The sequence below is a fragment of the Nocardiopsis mwathae genome (assembly GCF_014201195.1).
Lineage (GTDB): Bacteria > Actinomycetota > Actinomycetes > Streptosporangiales > Streptosporangiaceae > Nocardiopsis_C > Nocardiopsis_C mwathae.
The window spans coordinates 3,459,456-3,478,287 of sequence record NZ_JACHDS010000001.1; the positions used below are offsets into that span (position 1 = coordinate 3,459,456).

Annotated in this window: 10 protein-coding genes; 7 read left to right on the plus strand and 3 right to left on the minus strand. The window is 72.9% G+C overall.

Going from position 1 to position 18,832, the window contains the following annotated elements:
• The first annotated feature begins 10 nt into the window (after positions 1-10).
• From HNR23_RS14935 to HNR23_RS14945, 3 genes are all read left to right on the plus strand, one after another.
• Positions 11-427 carry a Zn-ribbon domain-containing OB-fold protein gene (locus tag HNR23_RS14935; protein WP_184076155.1) on the plus strand — a complete coding sequence of 139 codons (417 nt, stop codon included), beginning with the start codon at positions 11-13 and terminating at the stop codon, positions 425-427.
• Between the two features lie 166 nt (positions 428-593).
• Positions 594-2,108 carry a class I adenylate-forming enzyme family protein gene (locus HNR23_RS14940; protein WP_184080351.1) on the plus strand — a complete coding sequence of 505 codons (1,515 nt, stop codon included), beginning with the start codon at positions 594-596 and terminating at the stop codon, positions 2,106-2,108.
• A complete protein-coding gene (locus tag HNR23_RS14945) occupies positions 2,105-4,357 on the plus strand; it encodes an acetate--CoA ligase family protein (protein ID WP_184076156.1) in 2,253 nt (750 codons plus the stop codon). The genes HNR23_RS14940 and HNR23_RS14945 overlap by 4 nt, the downstream gene beginning before the upstream one ends.
• Positions 4,358-4,564: 207 nt before the next feature.
• Here the strand turns inward: HNR23_RS14945 and secA2 are convergent, their stop codons facing one another.
• Positions 4,565-6,874: an accessory Sec system translocase SecA2 gene (secA2, locus tag HNR23_RS14950; RefSeq protein ID WP_184076157.1), complete on the minus strand. Its 2,310-nt coding sequence runs from the start codon at positions 6,872-6,874 to the stop codon at positions 4,565-4,567.
• A 544-nt stretch (positions 6,875-7,418) separates the two neighbouring features.
• Between secA2 and HNR23_RS14955 the strand changes: the two genes are divergently transcribed.
• Positions 7,419-8,996: a glycerol-3-phosphate dehydrogenase/oxidase gene (locus tag HNR23_RS14955; protein WP_184076158.1), complete on the plus strand. Its 1,578-nt coding sequence runs from the start codon at positions 7,419-7,421 to the stop codon at positions 8,994-8,996.
• A gap of 177 nt (positions 8,997-9,173) precedes the next feature.
• Here HNR23_RS14955 and HNR23_RS14960 read toward each other — a convergent pair whose 3' ends face one another.
• Both HNR23_RS14960 and HNR23_RS14965 read right to left on the minus strand, forming a co-directional pair.
• Positions 9,174-10,418 carry a styrene monooxygenase/indole monooxygenase family protein gene (locus HNR23_RS14960; RefSeq protein WP_184076159.1) on the minus strand — a complete coding sequence of 415 codons (1,245 nt, stop codon included), beginning with the start codon at positions 10,416-10,418 and terminating at the stop codon, positions 9,174-9,176.
• Between the two features lie 178 nt (positions 10,419-10,596).
• A complete protein-coding gene (locus HNR23_RS14965; RefSeq protein ID WP_184076160.1) occupies positions 10,597-11,178 on the minus strand; it encodes an ATP/GTP-binding protein in 582 nt (193 codons plus the stop codon).
• 784 nt (positions 11,179-11,962) lie between these two features.
• On the opposite strand from HNR23_RS14965, the gene hisS reads away from it, so the two are divergent.
• From hisS to HNR23_RS14980, 3 genes are all read left to right on the plus strand, one after another.
• Positions 11,963-13,312, plus strand: a complete 1,350-nt coding sequence (gene hisS / locus HNR23_RS14970; protein WP_184076161.1) for a histidine--tRNA ligase — start codon at positions 11,963-11,965, stop codon at positions 13,310-13,312.
• Positions 13,313-13,586: 274 nt separating this feature from the next.
• Positions 13,587-16,130 (plus strand): LuxR C-terminal-related transcriptional regulator, encoded by a 2,544-nt coding sequence (locus HNR23_RS14975; protein WP_184076162.1) that lies wholly within the window; start codon positions 13,587-13,589, stop codon positions 16,128-16,130.
• Positions 16,131-16,371: 241 nt separating this feature from the next.
• Entirely contained in the window at positions 16,372-18,822 is a 2,451-nt protein-coding gene (locus HNR23_RS14980; RefSeq protein WP_184076163.1) for a LuxR C-terminal-related transcriptional regulator, read from the plus strand.
• Positions 18,823-18,832: the final 10 nt, after the last annotated feature.

The following is an 18,832-nucleotide window of genomic DNA, read 5'->3' on the forward strand; positions in this document are numbered from 1 at the left end:
GGCCGGCAGGATGAACACCCAGCAGCAGCGACCGCACCCCGCCCCCACCGCGCTGACCGAGCCCTACTGGGCCGCATGCCGTGCGGGCCGGCTCGCCATCCAGCGGTGCGCCGACTGCCGCCGCTACGTCCACTTCCCCGAGCCGGCCTGCCCGTTCTGCCGCTCCCGCTCACTCGGCTTCGAACCCGTCTCGGGCCGCGGCCGCGTCGTCACCTACACCGTCGTCCACCGCCCCTTCGTCCCCGGCTTCGCCGACCTGGCCCCCTACCCCGTGGCCTGGGTGGAGTTGGCCGAACAGCCCGGCCTGCGCGCCTTCGGCGGGATCCGGGACTGCGCACCCGACGACCTCGCCATCGGCATGCCGGTGGCCGTCACCTTCACCGAACTCCCCGGCTTCGGCCCGATCCCCGACTTCCGCCCCCGATGACCGAACCGCGGTGAACCGGACCGCCCCGGCCCCCGTGCTGTAGGCGAACACCCGGCCCGACCCCCACCGACACGACGCCACCGAGGAGGCCGCCGTGACGCGGACCGGAACCGTCAACTCCTTCGGCAACTACGGCTACGCCGTCCTCACCGCCGGGGCGCTGGCCATGCCCGACAAAGTGGCGCTGACCTACTGCGGCACCCGCAGCCTCACCTACGACCGGCTCAACCGGGCCGTCAACCGCCGCGCCCACGCACTGGCCGACTCCGGGGTCCGCCCCGGGCAGCGGGTCGCGGCGCTGATCAGTGAGACACTCGGCGTCGCCGAGGTCTACCTCGCGCTGTTCAAGACGGGAGCCGTCACCGCCGCACTCAACCCGTTCTGGGACGCCGACGTGCTGGCCGGCGTGGTCGAGCGCTGCGGCGCGACCGCGCTCGTCTACGACCCCGGCATGGACGCGCTGGTCGACCAGGTGCGCCCGCGGCTGGCACGCGTCCACACGTGGATCCGGCTGGGCGGCCCGGTCAGGGAGACCGTCGACCTCGACGCGCTCAGCGCCCGCGCCCCGGACACCGAACCGGAGATCCACGGCACCGGCGACGACCCCATGGCGCTCTTCTTCACCTCCGGATCCACCGGGCCGCCCAAGGCCGTCGTGCACACCCACGCCAGCTCCCTGGCGAGTGCCCGGCTGTGGCTCGACATCCCCCGCGGCGCCGACTCCGTCTTCGGCACCGGGGCGATCATCTGGGGCATCGGTTTCACCGCCATCGCCGGTCCCGCGCTGTACGGCGGGCTGCGGCTGGTGCTGGAGCAGGACTGGGGGCCGAAGGACTTCCTGGCGGTCGTCCCCCGCGAGCGCGTCACGCACGTCAGCCTGATCCCCAGCTTCTTCAGCGCGCTGTTCGCCGATGATGAGCACACCGGGGCCGACCTGTCGTCGGTGACCACCGTCATCCTCGGCGGGGAACCTCTGGCCCCGGCCCTGCTCCGGCGGATCAAGGAGCGGATGCCGGGCGCGGCGGTATACGGCTACTACGGCCAGACCGAGGCCCCCTACTCCGCCTGCGGCCGCCTCGACGACGGCAGCCAGGACCTGCGGTCGGCCGGGCGCGCCCGCACCGGCTTCGCCGTCCGGGTCACCCGCCCTTCCGGTGAGCCGGTCGTGGGCGAGGTGGGCGAGATCCACCTGGCCGGTGCGCACCGCATGGCCGGTTACGACGGGGACGCCGACGCCACCGCGCGGGTGCTGCGGGACGGCTGGTACGTCGGCGGCGACCTCGGCCGCCTCGACGCCGACGGCCGCCTGTACGTGCTGGGCCGCCGCTCCGACGCCATCCTCAAGGGCGGCCGATGGACCCGGCCCGCGGAGATCGAGGAGGCCGCCGCCGAACTCGACGCGGTGGCCGAGGCCGGGGCGGTGGGCACCCCGGCCCACGAGGAGACCGCCGGATCCGGGGAGCCGGTGGAGCAGAAGGTGCTCCTGGCCGTGGTGCCGCGCGCCGGGTCGAGCGCGACCGAGCTGGGTATCCGCGCCGAGCTGGCCGCTCGGCTCCCCGAGCACCGGCGCCCCGACGCCGTCGTGCTGGTCGACGGGCTGCCGCACGGCCAGGACGCCTCGGGCGGGCCGGGCAAACTCCTGCGCGACGAGATCCGGGCCCGCTACGGGCACCTCGCATGACCGCGGCCGGCGGAGACGCCGCGCCCCCCGTCCCCCTCGCCGAACCGCGGGTGAAGCGGCTTGCCGCGCAGGCCGGCATCCCGGTCCCACGCGGCGCGACGGCGGCGGCCCCGGGCGACCTCGCGACCGCCGCGTCCGGGCTGGCCGCACCGCTGGTGCTCAAGGCCTTCGGCCCCGGGATCGACCACAAGAGTGACGTGGGCGCGGTGCGCCTCGGTATCCCCACCCCGGTCCGGCTGGTCGGGGCCGCCGAGGAGATGCGGGCACAGCTGGCCGGACACGGGATCGAACCGGCCGGGTTCCTGGTGGAGGAGCAGGCGGCGCCGGGCCTGGAGCTCATCGTCGGCGCCGTCCGCGACCCGTCGTTCGGCCCCGTCCTGCTGGTGGGGCTCGGCGGGATCTGGGCGGAGGCGCTGGGCGACACCGCACTGCGGCTGTGCCCGGTCACGCGCGCCGACGTCGAGGCGATGCTGGCCGAGCTGCGCGGCGCGGCACTCCTGGACGGCGTGCGCGGCCGACCCGGCGTCCACCTCTCCGCGCTGACCGACCTGGTCCTGGCCGTCGGCGGCCCGGGCGGTCTGGTCGACCGCCTCGGCCGCGACTGGCGGGAGTTCGACCTCAACCCCGTGGTGTGCACACCTGAGGGGGCGACCGCCGTCGACGCCCGGCTCCTGCTCGTCCCAGGCGCCGCCGAGCCCGCCGACCTGCCGGCGCCGCCGGCCCCGCAGCGTGCGGCCGGGCGCTCACCCGGTCCCCCCGCGGAACCGCCGGGCACCGACTTCTCCCCGCTCTTCGCACCGCGCGGCATCGCCGTCGTCGGCGCGTCGGCCTCCAAGACGACCTTCGGCAACATGTTCCTCGCCCAGTACCGCGCCCTGCACGCCGAAGGGGGACGCCGCCCCCGCCTGGTGGCGGTGCACCCCGAGGCGCACATCGTCGGCGGCGTGCGCGCCGTCCCCTCCCTGGCGGACGTCCCCGACGACGTCGACTACGCCCTCGTCGCCGTCCCCGCCGCGGCGTGCGCCGACGCGGTGCGCGCGGCCCAGGGGATCGCGTTCGTCCAGGTCATGAGCGGCGGCTTCGCGGAGGCCGGGCGGGCTGGGGCTCGGTGGGAGAAGGACCTGCTCGCCGCCGCCCGCGAGAGCGGGACCCGCATGCTCGGCCCCAACTGCATGGGCGTCTACTCCCCCGCCGGAGGGCAGACGTTCCTGGGCGGGGAGCACGGCGCGCCCGGCCACATCAGCCTGGTCTCACAGAGCGGCGGGCTCGCCGGAGAGGTCGTCAAGGTCGGCGAGCGCCGCGGGCTGCGCTTCGCCAAGGTGGCAACGGTCGGCAACTGCGCCGACGTCACCCCCGCCGAGCTGGTCCGCTACCTGGCCGCCGACCCCGACACCCACGTCCTCGGGCTCTACCTGGAGGACCCGCGCGACGGCCGCGCCCTGTACGAGGAGCTGTCGGCGGCCCGGGGGCGGTTGCCCGTGGTGGCGCTCGTCGGCGGGCGCAGCGCGCAGGGGCGTCGGGCGGCCGCGTCGCACACCGGAGCCATGGTCGGCGACGCCCGCGTGTGGCGCGCACTGGCCCGCCAGTGCGGCGTCGCGCTGGTGGACGGCCCCGGCGCGCTCATCGACGCGCTGGACTTCTGCGACCTGCACGCGCGACGGCCGGTGGGCGGCGGCCCGGACGTGCTGGTGGTCGGCCCCAGCGGAGGCGCCGGGGTGCTGGCCGCCGACGTGTTCGACGCGGTCGGCCTCAGTCTGGGTCCGCTCACCGGCCAGGCCCGCGCCGCCCTGCGCGACCTGGGCCTGGGCGCGGGGACGCCGCTGTCCAACCCGCTGGAGGTCCCCCTCGGCCCGCGGTCGGCCACGGACCTCGTACGGCGGGCCGTGGAGAGCGTGGAGAGCGCCGCAACGGCCACGTTCCGGCCACCGTTCCCCGACGTGGTCGCACACGTCAACGTGCAGAGCTTCACCACCTTCGCCGGGTCCGGCCGCAGTGCCCCCTCCCGCACCGCGGCCGGACTCACGGGACTCCTGGAGTACGTCGACCACATCGCCGCCCTCCAGGCCGCGCTCCCCGGATCCCGGGTCACCCTGGTACTCCGCAACACCGAATGCGGCCCACCCGAGGTCGCCGACGACGCCCGCGCGACGGCCCGCGCCGCCGGAGTCCCGACCTACCCGACACTGGAGGCGGCCGCCGCGGCCATCCGTGCCGGAAAGACCGTCGCCCGCGCGCGATCGGACCTCTGAGGAGTTCGCCGGCGGAAGGGCGCTCGTCCCACCCCTTCTCGCCCCCGCGCGCGGCCGATCGGCGGCTGTTCGGACTCGGTGGACGGTTGGGGGTGGGAGGACCGGGGCTCCCCGAAGATGATCGGGGGCTCGCATCTCACGGTGTCCGGATTGCGCGATTTTTTTCCATGATCATCGCACGGAGGAGAGGAAAGGGCGCGGCTCGGGCTAGGTGTCGCCGTTCCGGCGGGAGCCGGAGCCCTTGAGACGGCCGACCACGGTTTCGAAGTCGGTGCTGAACGGGTGGTCGTGGACCATGTAGGTCCAGGTCATGGAAGGGCGCTTGACGCCGATGACGGTGACGTCGATCTCTCCGTCGGCGACCTCGGCCTCGGCGAAGGTCTCCGCCGCGCGGGCGCGGGCGCCGTCGAGAAAGCCCTTGAAGGCCGGGACCGCGTCGCGGTTGAACTCGTCGAGTGGGTCACGGCGGCCCAGGAAGCGCAGGTGGATGCCCTCCCGCAGCTCGGCGAGGAACGCGTTGTGGTCGGTCCAGCCGCGGTCGAGGTGGTAGAGCGTGATCAGCCGGGCGGCACGGGCGACCTCCTCCGCGCCGACCTCCTCCACCAGGTCGGCGTGCTGGGCCGGGCAGTCGATGGCGAGCTGCTTGTCGCCCAGGGCCTCGGTGAGCACCGCTTCGCGGTGCTCCAGCACGACACTGCGCTGCACGTCGATCAGCTTGTTGTAGCGCCAGGTGTTGCGGTGGATGTCCAGCAGCTGCCCCTCGGAGACCCGCTGGGCGTGGTCGACCGTGCTCAGCCAGCTCGGGTCGGTGATCTCGCCGTCGGCCTCGGGCCGGTAGCCGGTGGTCTCCGGGACGTTGTTGGCGACGAGGTCGTCCTCGACGCTGACGAAGAAGACCGATCCGCCGGGGTCGCCCTGGCGTCCGGCGCGGCCGCGCAGCTGGTCGTCGAGGCGGCTGCTGGGGTAGCGGCCGAAGCCCATGACGTAGAGCCCGCCGGTCTCCACCACCCGGTCGCGGTCGCTCATGTCGCTACCGCCGAGCCGGATGTCGGTACCGCGTCCGGCCATCTGCGTGGAGACGGTGATGGCGCCGTACTGGCCGGCCTCGGCGATGATCGCGGCCTCGTCCGCGTCGTTCTTGGCGTTGAGGACCGCGCACTCCAGGCCCTCGTCGGCCAGGCGCTTGGCCAGCAGCTCGGACTCTGCGACGTCCTGGGTGCCGATGAGGACGGGCCGACCGGTGGCGTGCACCTCGGTGACCTCGTCGACGAGGGCGTCCTCCTTCTCCTCGCGCGTGGCGTACAGGCGGGTGTCCTCGTCGACGCGGACGTTGGGCTTGTTCGGCGGGATGACGGCGACTTCGAGTTCGTAGAACTCGCGCAGCTGCTCGGCGACGGACATGGCGGTGCCGGTCATGCCGCAGCGGGTCGGGTAGCGCAGCACCAGCGCCTGCACGGTCATCGAGTCGAGCACCTCCCCGGTCTCGCTGACCGCGACCTTCTCCTTGGCCTCGACCGCCGCCTGCAGGCCGTCGGGCCAGCGCTGCAGCAGCGCGATGCGGCCGCGGGACTCGTTGACCAGGCGGACCTCGCCGTCGCGGACGACGTAGTGGACATCGCGCTGCAGCAGCACGTGGGCGTGCAGGGCGAGGTTGACGCGGGGCAGGACGGAGGTGTCGTCCTCGGAGTAGAGGTCGACGCCGCCCAGCGCGCGCTCCACGGTGTCGATGCCCGCGTCGGTCAGCTGGACGTTGCGGCCGTCGCCGTCGATCTCGTAGTGGACGGAGGGCTTGAGCGTGCGGACGAGTTCGGCCATCTCCTCGTCGGCCTCGGAGCTCTCGGCCGCGCCCGCGAGCACGAGGGGGACCCGGGCCTCGTCGACCAGTACCGAGTCGGCCTCGTCGATCAGGGCGACGCCCGCCTCGGGCACGACCCGCTGCTCGGGGTCGGTGGCCATGCGGTCGCGCAGGACGTCGAAGCCGAGCTCGCTGACCGACGCGTAGGTGATGTCGGCGGAGTACGCGAGGCGCCGCTGCGCCGTCGTGGACTCCTCGCCGATCCACGCGACGGCCACGCCGAGGAGGTCGTAGAGCGGGCGCATCCATTCGGCGTCGCGCCGGGCCAGGTAGTCGTTGACGCTCAGGACGTGCACGCTGCGGCCGCGCAGGGCGAACCCGGCGGCGGCGAGCGCGCCGGCCAGCGTCTTGCCCTCGCCGGTGGCCATCTCGGCGATGTGTCCGTCGAGCAGCGCCATGACGCCCAGCAGCTGGACGTCGAAGGGGCGTTCGCCGAGCGTGCGGCGCGCGGCCTCGCGGCCCACCGCGCACAGCTCGATCAGATCGTCGCGCTCGTAGGGCAGCTCGGCGTTGCCGAGCTCGGTGGCCTTCTCGGTGAGCTCGGCATCGCTGAGCTCGCGAAGCTCGGGCTCACGGGCCTCGATCGATTGCAGAAGCTTGGTATAGGGCCGCACGTCCACCGCGCCGGGCTTGCCCAGGAGCCGGCGGACGCTCTCAGCCATTCGTCCGAACACCACGCAAGAGTAACGCCGCCGGACGCGACCGGGTTCCCTCGCACGTTCACGATTGGGTCTCCGCCGGGTCTCCCCGCCGTGCCGCACCGTGCGACCGCGGCTCCGGTCCGGGCGCCCCTTGCCTTCGGCGATGCCGCACGCGGAAGGCGGAACATCGGCCCGACCGCGACACCGAGACCCCGGGGCGCCACGTTCGGTTGCGGAGCGCATATAGGGAAAAAGGGGGAGTTGACACCCGCGTTCGGCGGATGCACTCTTTTCCTATACGTTCGACATTGTCGAACGATGGTCGACAGTGTTATCCGCGCTTTCCGCCTGTAGATGGACCGGCACGTCGGCCGACACAGCCGAAGATGCGGCGCCCGCCGGGGTGTCGGGGCCTGAGAGAGCCGACACTAGGGCACGCGCCGCACCACTGGCGGCGTCTCGCGGGGGCGGGCGGCCGCCGACGCATCCGCCCACGACCCGACAGCGCCCACCCTCCACCCCGACGAGCCCACCCGACCACCGGATCGAACAGGTTGACCCACAGATGAGCACGACCACCACGCCCCAGCTCACCCACCCCACACGGGAGCAGGCCCGCGCCGAGATCACCCGCGGCACCTTCGACCTGCTCGTCATCGGTGGCGGCATCCTCGGGACGTCCGTCGCCTGGATGGCCACGCAGGCCGGTCTGCGGGTCGCCATGGTCGACGCCGGTGACTTCGCGGGTGCCACCTCCAGCGCCTCCTCGAAACTCGTCCACGGCGGCCTGCGCTACCTGCAGACCGGCAACGTCAAGCTCGTCGCCGAGAACCACCGAGAGCGCCGCGCCCTGTCCAAGGACGTCGCGCCGCACCTGGTCAACCCGATGCCGTTCCTCGTGCCCGTGTACAAGGGCGGCCCGCACGGCGCCGCCAAGATGGGCGCCGGCGTCTTCCTGTACTCGGCCCTGTCCGCCTTCGGCGACGGTGTCGGCCACGTCAAGTCGCCGCAGAACGCGCAGCGCCTGGCTCCCGGTCTCAAGACCCAGGGACTCAAGGCCGTGGCCGCCTACGGCGACCACCAGATGAACGACAGCCGCGTGGCCATCATGACCGTGCGCGCCGCCGTCGACGCCGGTGCCGTCGTCCTCAACCACGCGCGCGTGGAGGGCCTGCGCACCACGAACGGCCGGGTCACCGGCGCCGACCTGCGCGACGGCGTAGACGGCGCGGAGTTCGGGATCGACGCCCGCCTGGTGCTCAACGCCACCGGCCCGTGGGTGGACCACCTGCGCCGTATGGAGGACGCCGCCGCCGACCCCAGTATCCGGCTGTCCAAGGGAGCGCACCTGGTCGTCAAAGCCGACCGACCGTGGCGCGCCGCCCTGACCATCCCGGTCGACAAGTACCGCGTCTCCTTCGCCATCCCGTGGGAGGGCCAGCTGCTGCTGGGCACCACCGACGAGGAGTACGTCGGCGACCCGGCCGAGGTCGGCGTGGTGCAGAGCGACATCGACCAGATCCTCGGCGAGGCGAGCACCGCGATCGACTCCGCCCAGCTCGACCCCGCCAAGATCAACTACGCCTTCGCCGGCCTGCGCGTGCTGCCCGGCGGCCCCGGGGGCACCAGCTCCGCCAAGCGCGAGACCGTGGTGACGCGCGGCCGCGGCGGGATGCTGTCGGTCGCCGGCGGCAAGTGGACGACCTACCGGCACATCGGCCAGATGGTCATCGAGCGGCTCAAGACGCTCGGCTCGGTGCCGCTGGCCGAGGAGATGAGCCCGACCCTCAAGACCGTCCCGCTGCCGGGGCTGGGGAGCCCGGCCGCGGTGGCCCACCGGCTGGTGGTCGACCAGGAGCCGCCGGTGCGCATGGACCCGCTGGTCGCCCGGCACCTGGCCACCCACTACGGCAGCGTGTCGATGGACATCGCCGAGCTGGTGCGCCGCGACCCCGCCCTGGGTGAGCGCATCCACCCCGACGGCCCGGACATCTGGGCGCAGGTCGTCTTCGCCCGCGACCACGAGTGGGCGGTCACCCCCGAGGACGTGCTGCGCCGCCGCACCACGGTCACCATCCGCGGCCTCGACGACGAGGACGTCCGCAAGCGCACCGAGGTGCTGCTCACCGAGGGCGTCGGGTAGGGCGGGATCCGCACCGGAAACCGCGCCGGAGGCCACCGGGGAGACCCGGCCGCACCGCGAGGGGTGCGGCGCCACCGTCGCCGATGAGCCCGCGCGCCCGTGTCCGTCGACCTTCCCACTCCATCCCCGATGGTCACGGGCGCGCGCCCTCGCCGGATCGGGCGGCCGCCGCCCCACTCAATCCTCGTACATGGTGATGTAGGCGAGGTAGCGCGCGGCGCCGACCGGGTCCAGGAACCACGATTCCAGGTCGGTCGGGTCGTCGAAGCCGTTGGCGAAGCGGTCGGCGATCCCCCTGTGGCGCTCGGCGGCCTCGATCAGCCGCAGCATGTGCGGTGCCGGTGGCGCCAGCATGGCGTCGGTCCACTCGGTGACGGGCCGCGCGTAGGACCAGTACCGCTCGAACGTCCGGGCCATGAACTCCGCGTCGAACGGCCGGTCCCCGTGCTCCCGGATGGCCTGCCGGTACAGCGCCGCGCACTTGCTCGCGGAATTTGAGCCCTGGCCGGTGATGGGATCGTTGGCCACGACGACGTCGGCCATGCCGAGCACGGCCCGCCCGTTGGGCAGCCGCCCCACGGGGCCGCGCACCACCGGGGTGTAGCCGCCGGTCAGCACCGCTCGGGGATCCGTCAGCTCCACGTTCCGGCAGCGCCCGTACTCCCACGGGGTGAAGAGCCGCATCAGCTCCAGTGTCCGCCACAGATGCTCGTCCGGGGTGCGGATGTCGCCGAAGACGTCGAGCGGGCCGCCGGGGATGCCCTCGAAGAACAGGATGTCGCAGGGGCCGGTGTGGGTCAGCGCCGGCATGACGAACAGCTCGCCCACGCCGGGGATGAGGTTGCAGCGGACCGCCTGGACGCCGGGGTGCTCGGGGCGGGGCGCCATGCCGTGCACGTAGACCACCGACAGGGAGCGCTGCGGCGCGGTATGCCGGGAGCGGGCGTCGTCGCGGTCGAAGAGGTGGACGATCTCGCCCTTGCCCGCCGCGACGATCACCAGGTCGTACAGGTGGGCGTAGCCCTCAAGGTCACCGACGGTGGCACCGTGGACCACGACCTTCCCGCCCCGGCTCTCGAACTCCTCCAGCCAGCCCGCCATCTTCACGCGCTGATCCACCGACTGCGCCGGGACGTCCAGGTGCCCGAGCCAGTCGATGGCGCGTCCGCCGAACCCCACGGCGCCGACCGAGACCCCGAGGCCCTCGATGGCGGGGGCGGAGGAGTCCCACAGGTTGAGCCGCTGCTCGCGCTCGATCGCCAGCGCCCGGCCGAACATGCACTGGGTGGAGGTGACGTACCCGGCGCGGATCTCGTCCGACGTGCGCGCGGACACGACGGTCACGTCGTATCCGTCGTCCAGCAGTCCGAGCGCCAGCTGCAGTCCCGACTGGCCCGCGCCGCACACCAGGATCCTGCGCATTCGAGCCCGCCCCTCTGGACTGTGATCACGGTGACCGTGGCGAGCGAAAGTGTAGAGGGGTCGTGCAACGGCCCGGAAACGCGAAACCGCCCACGGGGACGGGGTTCCGGCGGCCCTCCCGCCCGCGGCCGCGCCCCGGCGTCAGGCCGGCCGACGCACCGGAGCGGGGTCGGCGGACTCAGTGGACGAGCTGGCCCCGCTGCCGCGCCTCGACGTCCATCGCATGCTTGACCAGGGCGACCAGGACGTTGAGCACCGACTGGCGGTCGCGCGCGTCGCACCACATCACCGGCACGTCCGGGGTGAGGTCCAGTGCGTCGCGCAGGTCGTCGGCGGTGTAGCCCGGGTCGTCGTCGAAGGCGTTGACCGCGATCATGAACGGCAGTCTGTACTGCTTCTCGAAATAGTCCAGGGCCTGGAAGGAGTCCTCCAGGCGGCGGGTGTCGACGAGGATGACCGCTCCCAGGGCGCCGCGGACCAGGTCGTCCCACATGAACCAGAACCGCTGCTGGCCGGGGGTGCCGAAGAGGAACAGGGTCAGGTCGGTGTCGAGCGAGATCCGCCCGAAGTCCATCGCGACCGTGGTGCTCGTTTTGTCGGGGGTCTTGGAAAGGTCGTCGATCCCCGCGGCCGCCGAGGTGACGGCGGACTCCGTCCGCACCGGCGGGATTTCCGAGACCGCCCCGACCAGGGTGGTCTTGCCGACACCGAAACCGCCGGCGACGATGATCTTGGTGGAGAGTTTCGGCGACTCGTTCACTGGTTCCTCTTGTCCTCACGGCACGTGGTCCGGCGCAGCGAATTCTCTCGGAGGCGTTCTGCGGACGCGGACCCTGCGCCGTTCGGGGATCGTGGCCCACTGGATAGCAATACCACGGAGTGAACCTAGCACCGCGGGGCTCCGTCGGGTGACCGCTTCGCCACAGTTTCCCCGGCATGAGACGCGGCGCACATCCGGTGCCCGGTATCGGCGGCTCCGGATCCGCACGCAGAATCCCCCCGGCCGCGATGTCAAGGACCCCCAGTCAAACGTCATGCCCACATTGCCCGGCTTTATGACATTGTGAGCGGCCCATTTCGGCCGCCGCGAATACTGGGCCTCGCTCTCTCCGAGGTCTAACGTGAAGAAGAGGCACGCCCCTGCAGCGACCGCGACCGCGCACCTGGCACGTGACGGTGTCGCGGCCGCGACGGGACGGACCTCGCCGGCACGCCGAGCGTGGGGCCGTTCGCCGACGTCGCACCGCGACGCCGGCCCGTATCGGTCGATGCTCCCCCGTGCCCGACGGCCCCACCGGCGCGCACTCCGTCCACGTGAGCCGGTGGGGCCTCATCGCCGCGGCACGCGGCCGCCACCCGGCGCCTCCGCCGCGCGTGCCGGGCCCGCTCACCTCGGCTGTCGGTTCCCCGTCGCGCCGGGTGAGGGCCTACCATTGAGCTCATCGCGGCCGACCCGATCCGCACCGGATCCCCAGGGGCGGCCGGCGCGAAAGATCCCGAGGCGCCGCGTCGCCGGCGCCAGCCCTAAGGAGCCCTCCGCACCCATGTCCGATCAGCGCGTCGTCCGTCCCACGCCCATCAGCGGCTTCCCCGAGTGGTCGCCCGAGATCCGGTCCGTGGAGCAGCGCTGGCTGGACCATATCCGTGCCGGGTTCGAGCGCTACGGCTTCGCGTCCGTCGAGACGCCCTCGGTGGAGAACCTCGACGTGCTGCTGGCCAAGGGCGAGACCTCCCAGGAGGTCTATACGCTGCAGCGGCTGCAGGCCGACGACGGGGACGAAGAGGACACCGCCGCCCGGCTGGGGCTCCACTTCGACCTCACGGTGCCCTTCGCGCGCTACGTCGCCCAGCACTTCAACGAGCTGGTCTTCCCGTTCAAGCGCTACCAGATGCAGCGCGTGTGGCGGGGCGAGCGCCCGCAGGAGGGCCGCTACCGCGAGTTCACCCAGTGCGACATCGACGTCATCAACGTCGACAGCGTCCCGCTGCACTTCGACGCCGAGCTGCCGCGCATCGTGCACGAGGTCCTCTCCGGCCTGGACATCCCGGCCTGGACGATCTGCGTCAACAACCGCAAGGTACTCCAGGGCTTCTACGAGGGCCTGGGCATCGACGACCCGCTCGCGGTGATCCGCGCCCTCGACAAGCTGCACAAGATCGGCGAGGAGGGTGTGCGCACCATCCTGGCCGACCCGGGCGAGGGCCACCCGGGGCTGTCGGAGGAGCAGATCTCGGCCTGCCTGGAGCTCGCCCGCATCCGCGGCGCCGACACCTCGGTCATCGACCAGGTGCGCAAGCTCGGCGTCACCTCCGAGCTGCTCACCGAGGGGCTCGACGAGCTCGGCTTCGTGCTGGACTCGCTGTCGGACCTGCCCGACGGCAGCGTCGTGGCCGACCTGTCCATCGCCCGCGGCCTGGACTACTACACCGGCACGGTCTACGAGGCCGCGTTCGACGACGACCCGGGCTACGGCAGCATCTGCGCGGGCGGCCGCTACGAGGACCTCGCCGGGCAGTTCATCAAGCGCAGGCTTCCGGGCGTGGGCATCTCCATCGGCCTGACCCGGATCTTCGCCAAGCTCGTCGCCGAGGGTCGGATCACCGGCGGGCGCACCTGCCCGACCGACGTCATGGTCGTCGTGCCCAGCGCCGAGCGCCGCGGCGAGGCGCTGCGCACCGCCGCGGTGCTGCGCGGGCGGGGGTTCAACACCGAGGTCTTCCACCAGGCCGCCAAGCTCGGCAAGCAGATCCAGTACGCGTCCAAGAAGGGCGTGCCCTTCGTCTGGTTCCCGCCGTTCGAGGACGGCGGCAAGCACGAGGTGAAGGATCTGACCACCGGCGAGCAGAACGAGGCCGACCCCACGACCTGGACCGCCAGACCCGCCGCAGGGTGATCCGCGCGGGCCGGCACCGGGCGGGCGGGCCGCCGAACGGCGCGTCCGGTCCGCCCGCGCCGTCCCCGTGCTCCCTTGACGTGCGCCTGACGAGCCGATGAACATGGGCCTCACCTGACCCCTGGAGTCCACCCCGCAACCGGAATCGGTCACCGCTGCAGACAGGCGCCCCTCCGCATGGAACACTACGAACCAGTGCCCACGCCCGCGCCGGCGCGCCCCGCCTGCGCGCCCGAACGGCTCCGTGGAACGCGGCCGCCCAGTGAACGAGGCCATGTCAGACCCTCGCCATAATCTGCCCCTGTCCGCCGACGACTTCATCGGACGCGAACGCGACATCAGCGATCTGTGCCGCCTTCTGGGCAACTCGCGGCTGGTGTCGCTGACCGGAACCGGCGGCATCGGCAAGACCCGGCTGGCCGTCCACGTGGCCGACCGGCTGGTGTCCACGTTCCCCGACGGCGCCTGGTTCGTCGACCTCAGCGAGAGCACCACGGCCGAGCAGGTGGTCCGCTCGGTGGCGCGGGTGCTGCGGGTGCGCGAGGGCCACGGGGAGGAGACGGCCGAAGCCGTCGTCACGTCGCTGCGCCCGCGGCGCGTGCTGCTCCTGCTCGACACCTGCGAGCTCGCCACGGCCGCCATCGGCGATCTGTGCAGGCGGTTCCTGGAGAGCTGCCCGGGCGTGCGCATCCTGGCCACCAGCCGCCAGCCGCTGCGCGTGACGGGCGAGAACATCTGGCGGGTCCCTCCTCTGTCCCTGCCCGCCCGGCCGGCGCCGGTGGCGGTGTCCGGCAGCGCCCTGGTCCGGCTCCCGCACCGCGAGGCACTGCGCTACGAGGCGGTGCAGCTGTTCGTCAACCGGGCCCACACGGTGCGCCCCGGCTTCGCGATGACCCGGGAGAACTCCGAGCAGATCATCGACGTCTGCCGGATGCTCGACGGGGTCCCCCTCGCCATCGAGTTGGCCGCCGCCCGGATCCGGATCCTGTCCGTCCAGCAGATCCTGCACCGCCTCGACGACCGGTTCCGGCTGCTCGCCACCGACGGCCACGACCTGCCGGCCCGACAGCGCAGCATGCGCGGGGCCCTGGAGTGGAGCCACGACCTGCTGACCGAGGCCGAGCAGGTGCTGCTGCGCCGGCTGGCCGTGTTCTGCACCTGGAGCCTGGAGATGGCCGAGGAGGTCTGCTCGCACGACGGCATCGACCGCGAGGACGTCCTCGACCTGCACTGCTCCCTGGTCGACAAGTCGCTGATCGTCGTCGACAACGAGGTCGACGGGACCGTGAACTACCGCCTCCCCGACACCGTCCGGGCCTACGCCGCCGAACGGCTGGCCGAGGCCGGGGAGGAGGACGAGCTGTGGGAGCGCTGCCTGCGCGAGTCGGTGTGCTGGGCGGAGAACATGGCCGCCGCCGTCGGCGGCCCACTGCCCTGGCCCGACCGGCTCCGCTACCTGCGGCGGCTGGACCACGACAGGGAGAACGCCACGCGCCTGCTCGACTGGGTGAAGCGGAAGGGCCGCGCCGAGGAGGGCATCCGGTTGTGCCTGGCGCTCCGCACCTACTGGTTCGTCCGCGAGCTGTTCACCGACGGCAGCGCGCACCTCAGGGAGCTGCTCGACACCGACCCCGAGCGGCAGACGCGGCCGGTGCGCGCCCGGGGGCTGGCCCTGTACGCCGAACTGTGCCTGGACGTCGACGGTGCCCAGGCGTCCGACGCCTCGGCCCAGGAGGCGCTGGTGCTGGCCCGCGCGTGCGGCGACCCGCACGCCACCGCCGTCGCGCTGTCCGCCCTGTGCACCATGGCGGTGCGCACCGGGGAGAACGCCAAGGCCTACGACTACGGCCACCGGGCGCTCCGCGCCGCCAAGGAGGTCGACGACCACTTCACCGAGGTCACGGCGCTGGACGTGCTCGCCCGCGTCGCCAAGCGTCGCGGCGAGAACGAGGCCGCCGAGCAGCTGCTCAACGCCAGCATCGGCATCGGCGAATCCATCGGCGACCAGTGGTCGGTGGCCCGCTGCCTGAACCGGCTGGGCATCCTGTCCACGGAGCGCGGCGACCTCGACGACGCGACCCGCCGGCTCGACAAGGCGCTGCGGCTCTTCGCCGAGCTCGGGGTGGCCCCCGAGACCGCCCGCTGCACGGCCGCCGTGGGCTACCTCGAACTGGCCCGGCGCGACATCCCCGGGGCCCGCCGCCACTTCTCCAGTTGCCTGCGGATCAGCGTGGCCTCCGGCCGCCGCGGCGGCATCGCCCGCGCCCTGGAGGCCCTGGCGGCGCTCGCGGTCGCCGAGGAGCAGGCCGACCGCGCCGCCTCGCTGGCCGGTGTCGCCTCCTACCTGCGCGACCGGCTCGACCAGCCCTCCGACCACGCGAAGCGCCTGCTGGCCGAGGTCAAGGAGATGCTGCCGCCCGAGGCAGCGGACAAGGCCTGGGAGGCGTGGCGCAACCTGCCCATCGAGCAGGTGGTCGAGCGGGCCCTGGCCTTCCCCACCGGAGCGGCCACCCGGTGGGAGACCCCACCCTCGGCGCCACCCCCGCCCATCGACGCGCCGCCGACCCCCGACACTCCGCAGGGCGCCCCCGAGCTGCCGTCCTCCCTGCTCTCGGCCGCTCCGTCCGTGCTGACCCCGCGAGAGCGCGAGATCGCCGCGCTGGTCGGCGGCGGGCTGACCAACCGGCAGATCGCCGAGCGGCTCATCATCAGCCAGGCGACGGTCGCCCGCCATATCGCCAACATCTTCCGCAAGCTCCTCTTCACGTCGCGGACCCAGCTCGCGGAATGGGCCCGGCGGCACGGACTCGGGTCCTGATTCGGTCCGCCGAAGCCGCTCGCCCCGAGCACGCTTCCGACGCGCGTCCACAAGATTCCCGGTATCGCTTGCACCGGCCATCGACACCTACTAAGACAGAAGCTCAAAGGTATCGACGCCGCAGTCCCCCGAAAACCCCGGTACAGATTCCGTTTCGCCCCGAACCACACCGAACTCGACACACCGCGCTCGCCTCCAGGCAAGGTGAGTGCGGCCCCCGACCGCCTATCGCGTGAAGGCCATGGCACCTCAGACCGCGCCGGCGCGGCAGAACCTCCCACTGGACTCCGACAGCTTCGTCGGCAGAGAGCGTGACCTCAGCGACCTCCTCCGGCTGCTCGACGCGGATCGCGTGGTCACGCTGTGCGGCGTGAACGGTATCGGTAAGACCCGGCTCGCCCTCCGGGTCGCCGCCCATGCCACCGGCTCCTTCCCCGACGGCGTGTGGCTGGTGGAACTCGCCCAGGCCCGCGGCCGCGACGAGGCCGTCGCCCGCATCGCCGCCGCGGTCGGGGTCGCCGAGGAGGCCGGTCGCGACCTGGAGTACACACTGCGCGACGCCCTGGCCCGGCGCCGCCTGCTGCTGGTCCTCGACGGCTGCGGACCCGTCCTCGACCTGCTCCCCGACATCTGCCACCGGCTGCTGGCCGACTGCCCCTCGGTGTCGCTGCTGATCACCGCCGAGGAGCCGGTCCGGTTGGAGGGCGAGGCCATCTGGCGGGTGCCGCCGCTGTCCCCGCCGCCCCGCGAGAAGGAGCGCGACCCCACGTCCTCCGAGGCGGTCCGCCTCTTCGTCGACCGCGCCAGAGCGGCGTCACCGGGTTTCTGCGCCGACTCCGACGACCTTCGGGTCGTCGCCGACATCTGCGGCGCGGTCGACAGCATCCCCTACTGCGTCGAGTTGGTGGCCTCGTGGGTGCGCCGGATTCCGCTGCCCGAGATCGCCGCGGAGATCCGCGCACGAGTCGGCGAGCTGTACTCGCGCCACACCGGCGCGGCCGACCGCGCCCGGCTGATGACCGAGGTCATCCGGTGGAGCTACGAGCGGATCGGGCTGCGTGAGCGCATTCTGCTGCGGCGGTTGGCGGTCTTCGCCGACTGGGACCTGGAGCTGGCCGAGCGGGTCTGCCCGGACGGCCCCCTGCCCGAGGCCGAGATCCTCGACCTGCTGTCCGCCCTGGCCGGCCGCTCGCTGATCACGCTGAACGGTGAAGCACAGGGCCGGGTCCGCTACCGGTTCCCGGCCGTCGTACGCCGGTTCATGGCGCACCGCCTGGCCGAGGCGGGCGAGGAGGAGGCGTTCCGGCTCCGCCACCGCGAGCAGATGGTCCTCATCGCCGAGGACCTCGGCCGCAGCGCCGTGCTGGGCCGCGCCGTGCCGTGGGCGCAGCGCTTCGCTTCCTGGACACGGGTCGTGACCGAGTACGACAACATCCGCGAGGCGCTGCACTGGTCGGCGGAGCGCGGGGACGCCGAGGCGGGGCTGCGGCTGTGCATCGGCCTGTCCCCGTTCTGGGTGACCGGCTCCCGCTTCATCGAGGGCGGCGTGTGGAGCGACCGCTTTCTGGAACTTCCGGGTGCCGCGGAGGGGCTGCGCGGCCGCGCCATGGTGCGCCGCGCCGAACTCGCCCGAGCCGAGGGCGACCGGCGCTACGCGTCGGAGATCGGCGAGGCCGGCCTGCAGCGGTGCCGCGCCGCCGGCGACACCGAGTCGCTGATCATGGGGCAGAACCTGCTGGCCATGGTCGACGTGCGGGAGCACGCCGACGACCGGGCGCACGAGCGGCTGACCGAGGTGCTGGAGCTGTCCCGCAAGACGGGCGACCTGTGGAACGAGGCCGTCGCTCTGGGCACCCAGGGCATGCTCGCGACCCGCTGCGGCGACTTCGACCGGGCCGACGTGCACTACAGCACGTCCATGATGATCCTGCGCGGCATGGACCACCGGTGGGGTGTGGGGGCGATGCTCATCGGCCAGGGCATCGCCGCGGAGGCGCGCGGCGACCTGGCCGGGGCCGACCGCTGCTACCGGGAGTCGCTGGACATCCAGCGCGACTTCGGATCGGCCGCCGAGCTCGCCCGCTGTCTGGCCGGCGTGGGGCGCATCGCGCACGCCCTGGGGGCCACCACCCAGGCCTTCGACTACCTCTCCGAGAGCCTGTCCCTGAGCCACAGCGCCGGGCTGCGCCGCGCCGTGGCGTCCGCGCTCGCGTCCATCGCCAAGGTCGCCGCCGGCGAGGGCATGGTCGAGGGTGCGTGCCGCCTGGGCGGGGCGGCCGCCGCCATCCGGGAGGAGACCGGGCCGGCCACCGCCACGCGGTCCTGGCCGCTGAAGGGTACGGGCTGCGACGGCGAGCCCGCGGCCCTGTCGCAGTGGTGGGACGAGGGGTTCGCGATGGGTGTGGACGACGCGGCCGCCCTGGCGCTCCACATCACCGAGACCGGCCGGGTGCCGCGGCCGCGGCCCTCCCGGACCACCCGAACGGCGTCCCCCGAGCAGACGCTGACCCGGCGCGAGCACGAGATCGCCCGGCTCGTCGGCGAGGGCAGGAGCAACCGCGCCATCGCCGAGCAGCTGTTCATCACTCCCGCCACCGTCGCGCGCCACGTCGCCAACATCAACCGCAAGACGGGGTTCAGCTCGCGCAAGCAGATCGCCGCGTGGCTCAACGACCATAAGGCTTCCCGATAAACCCATATCG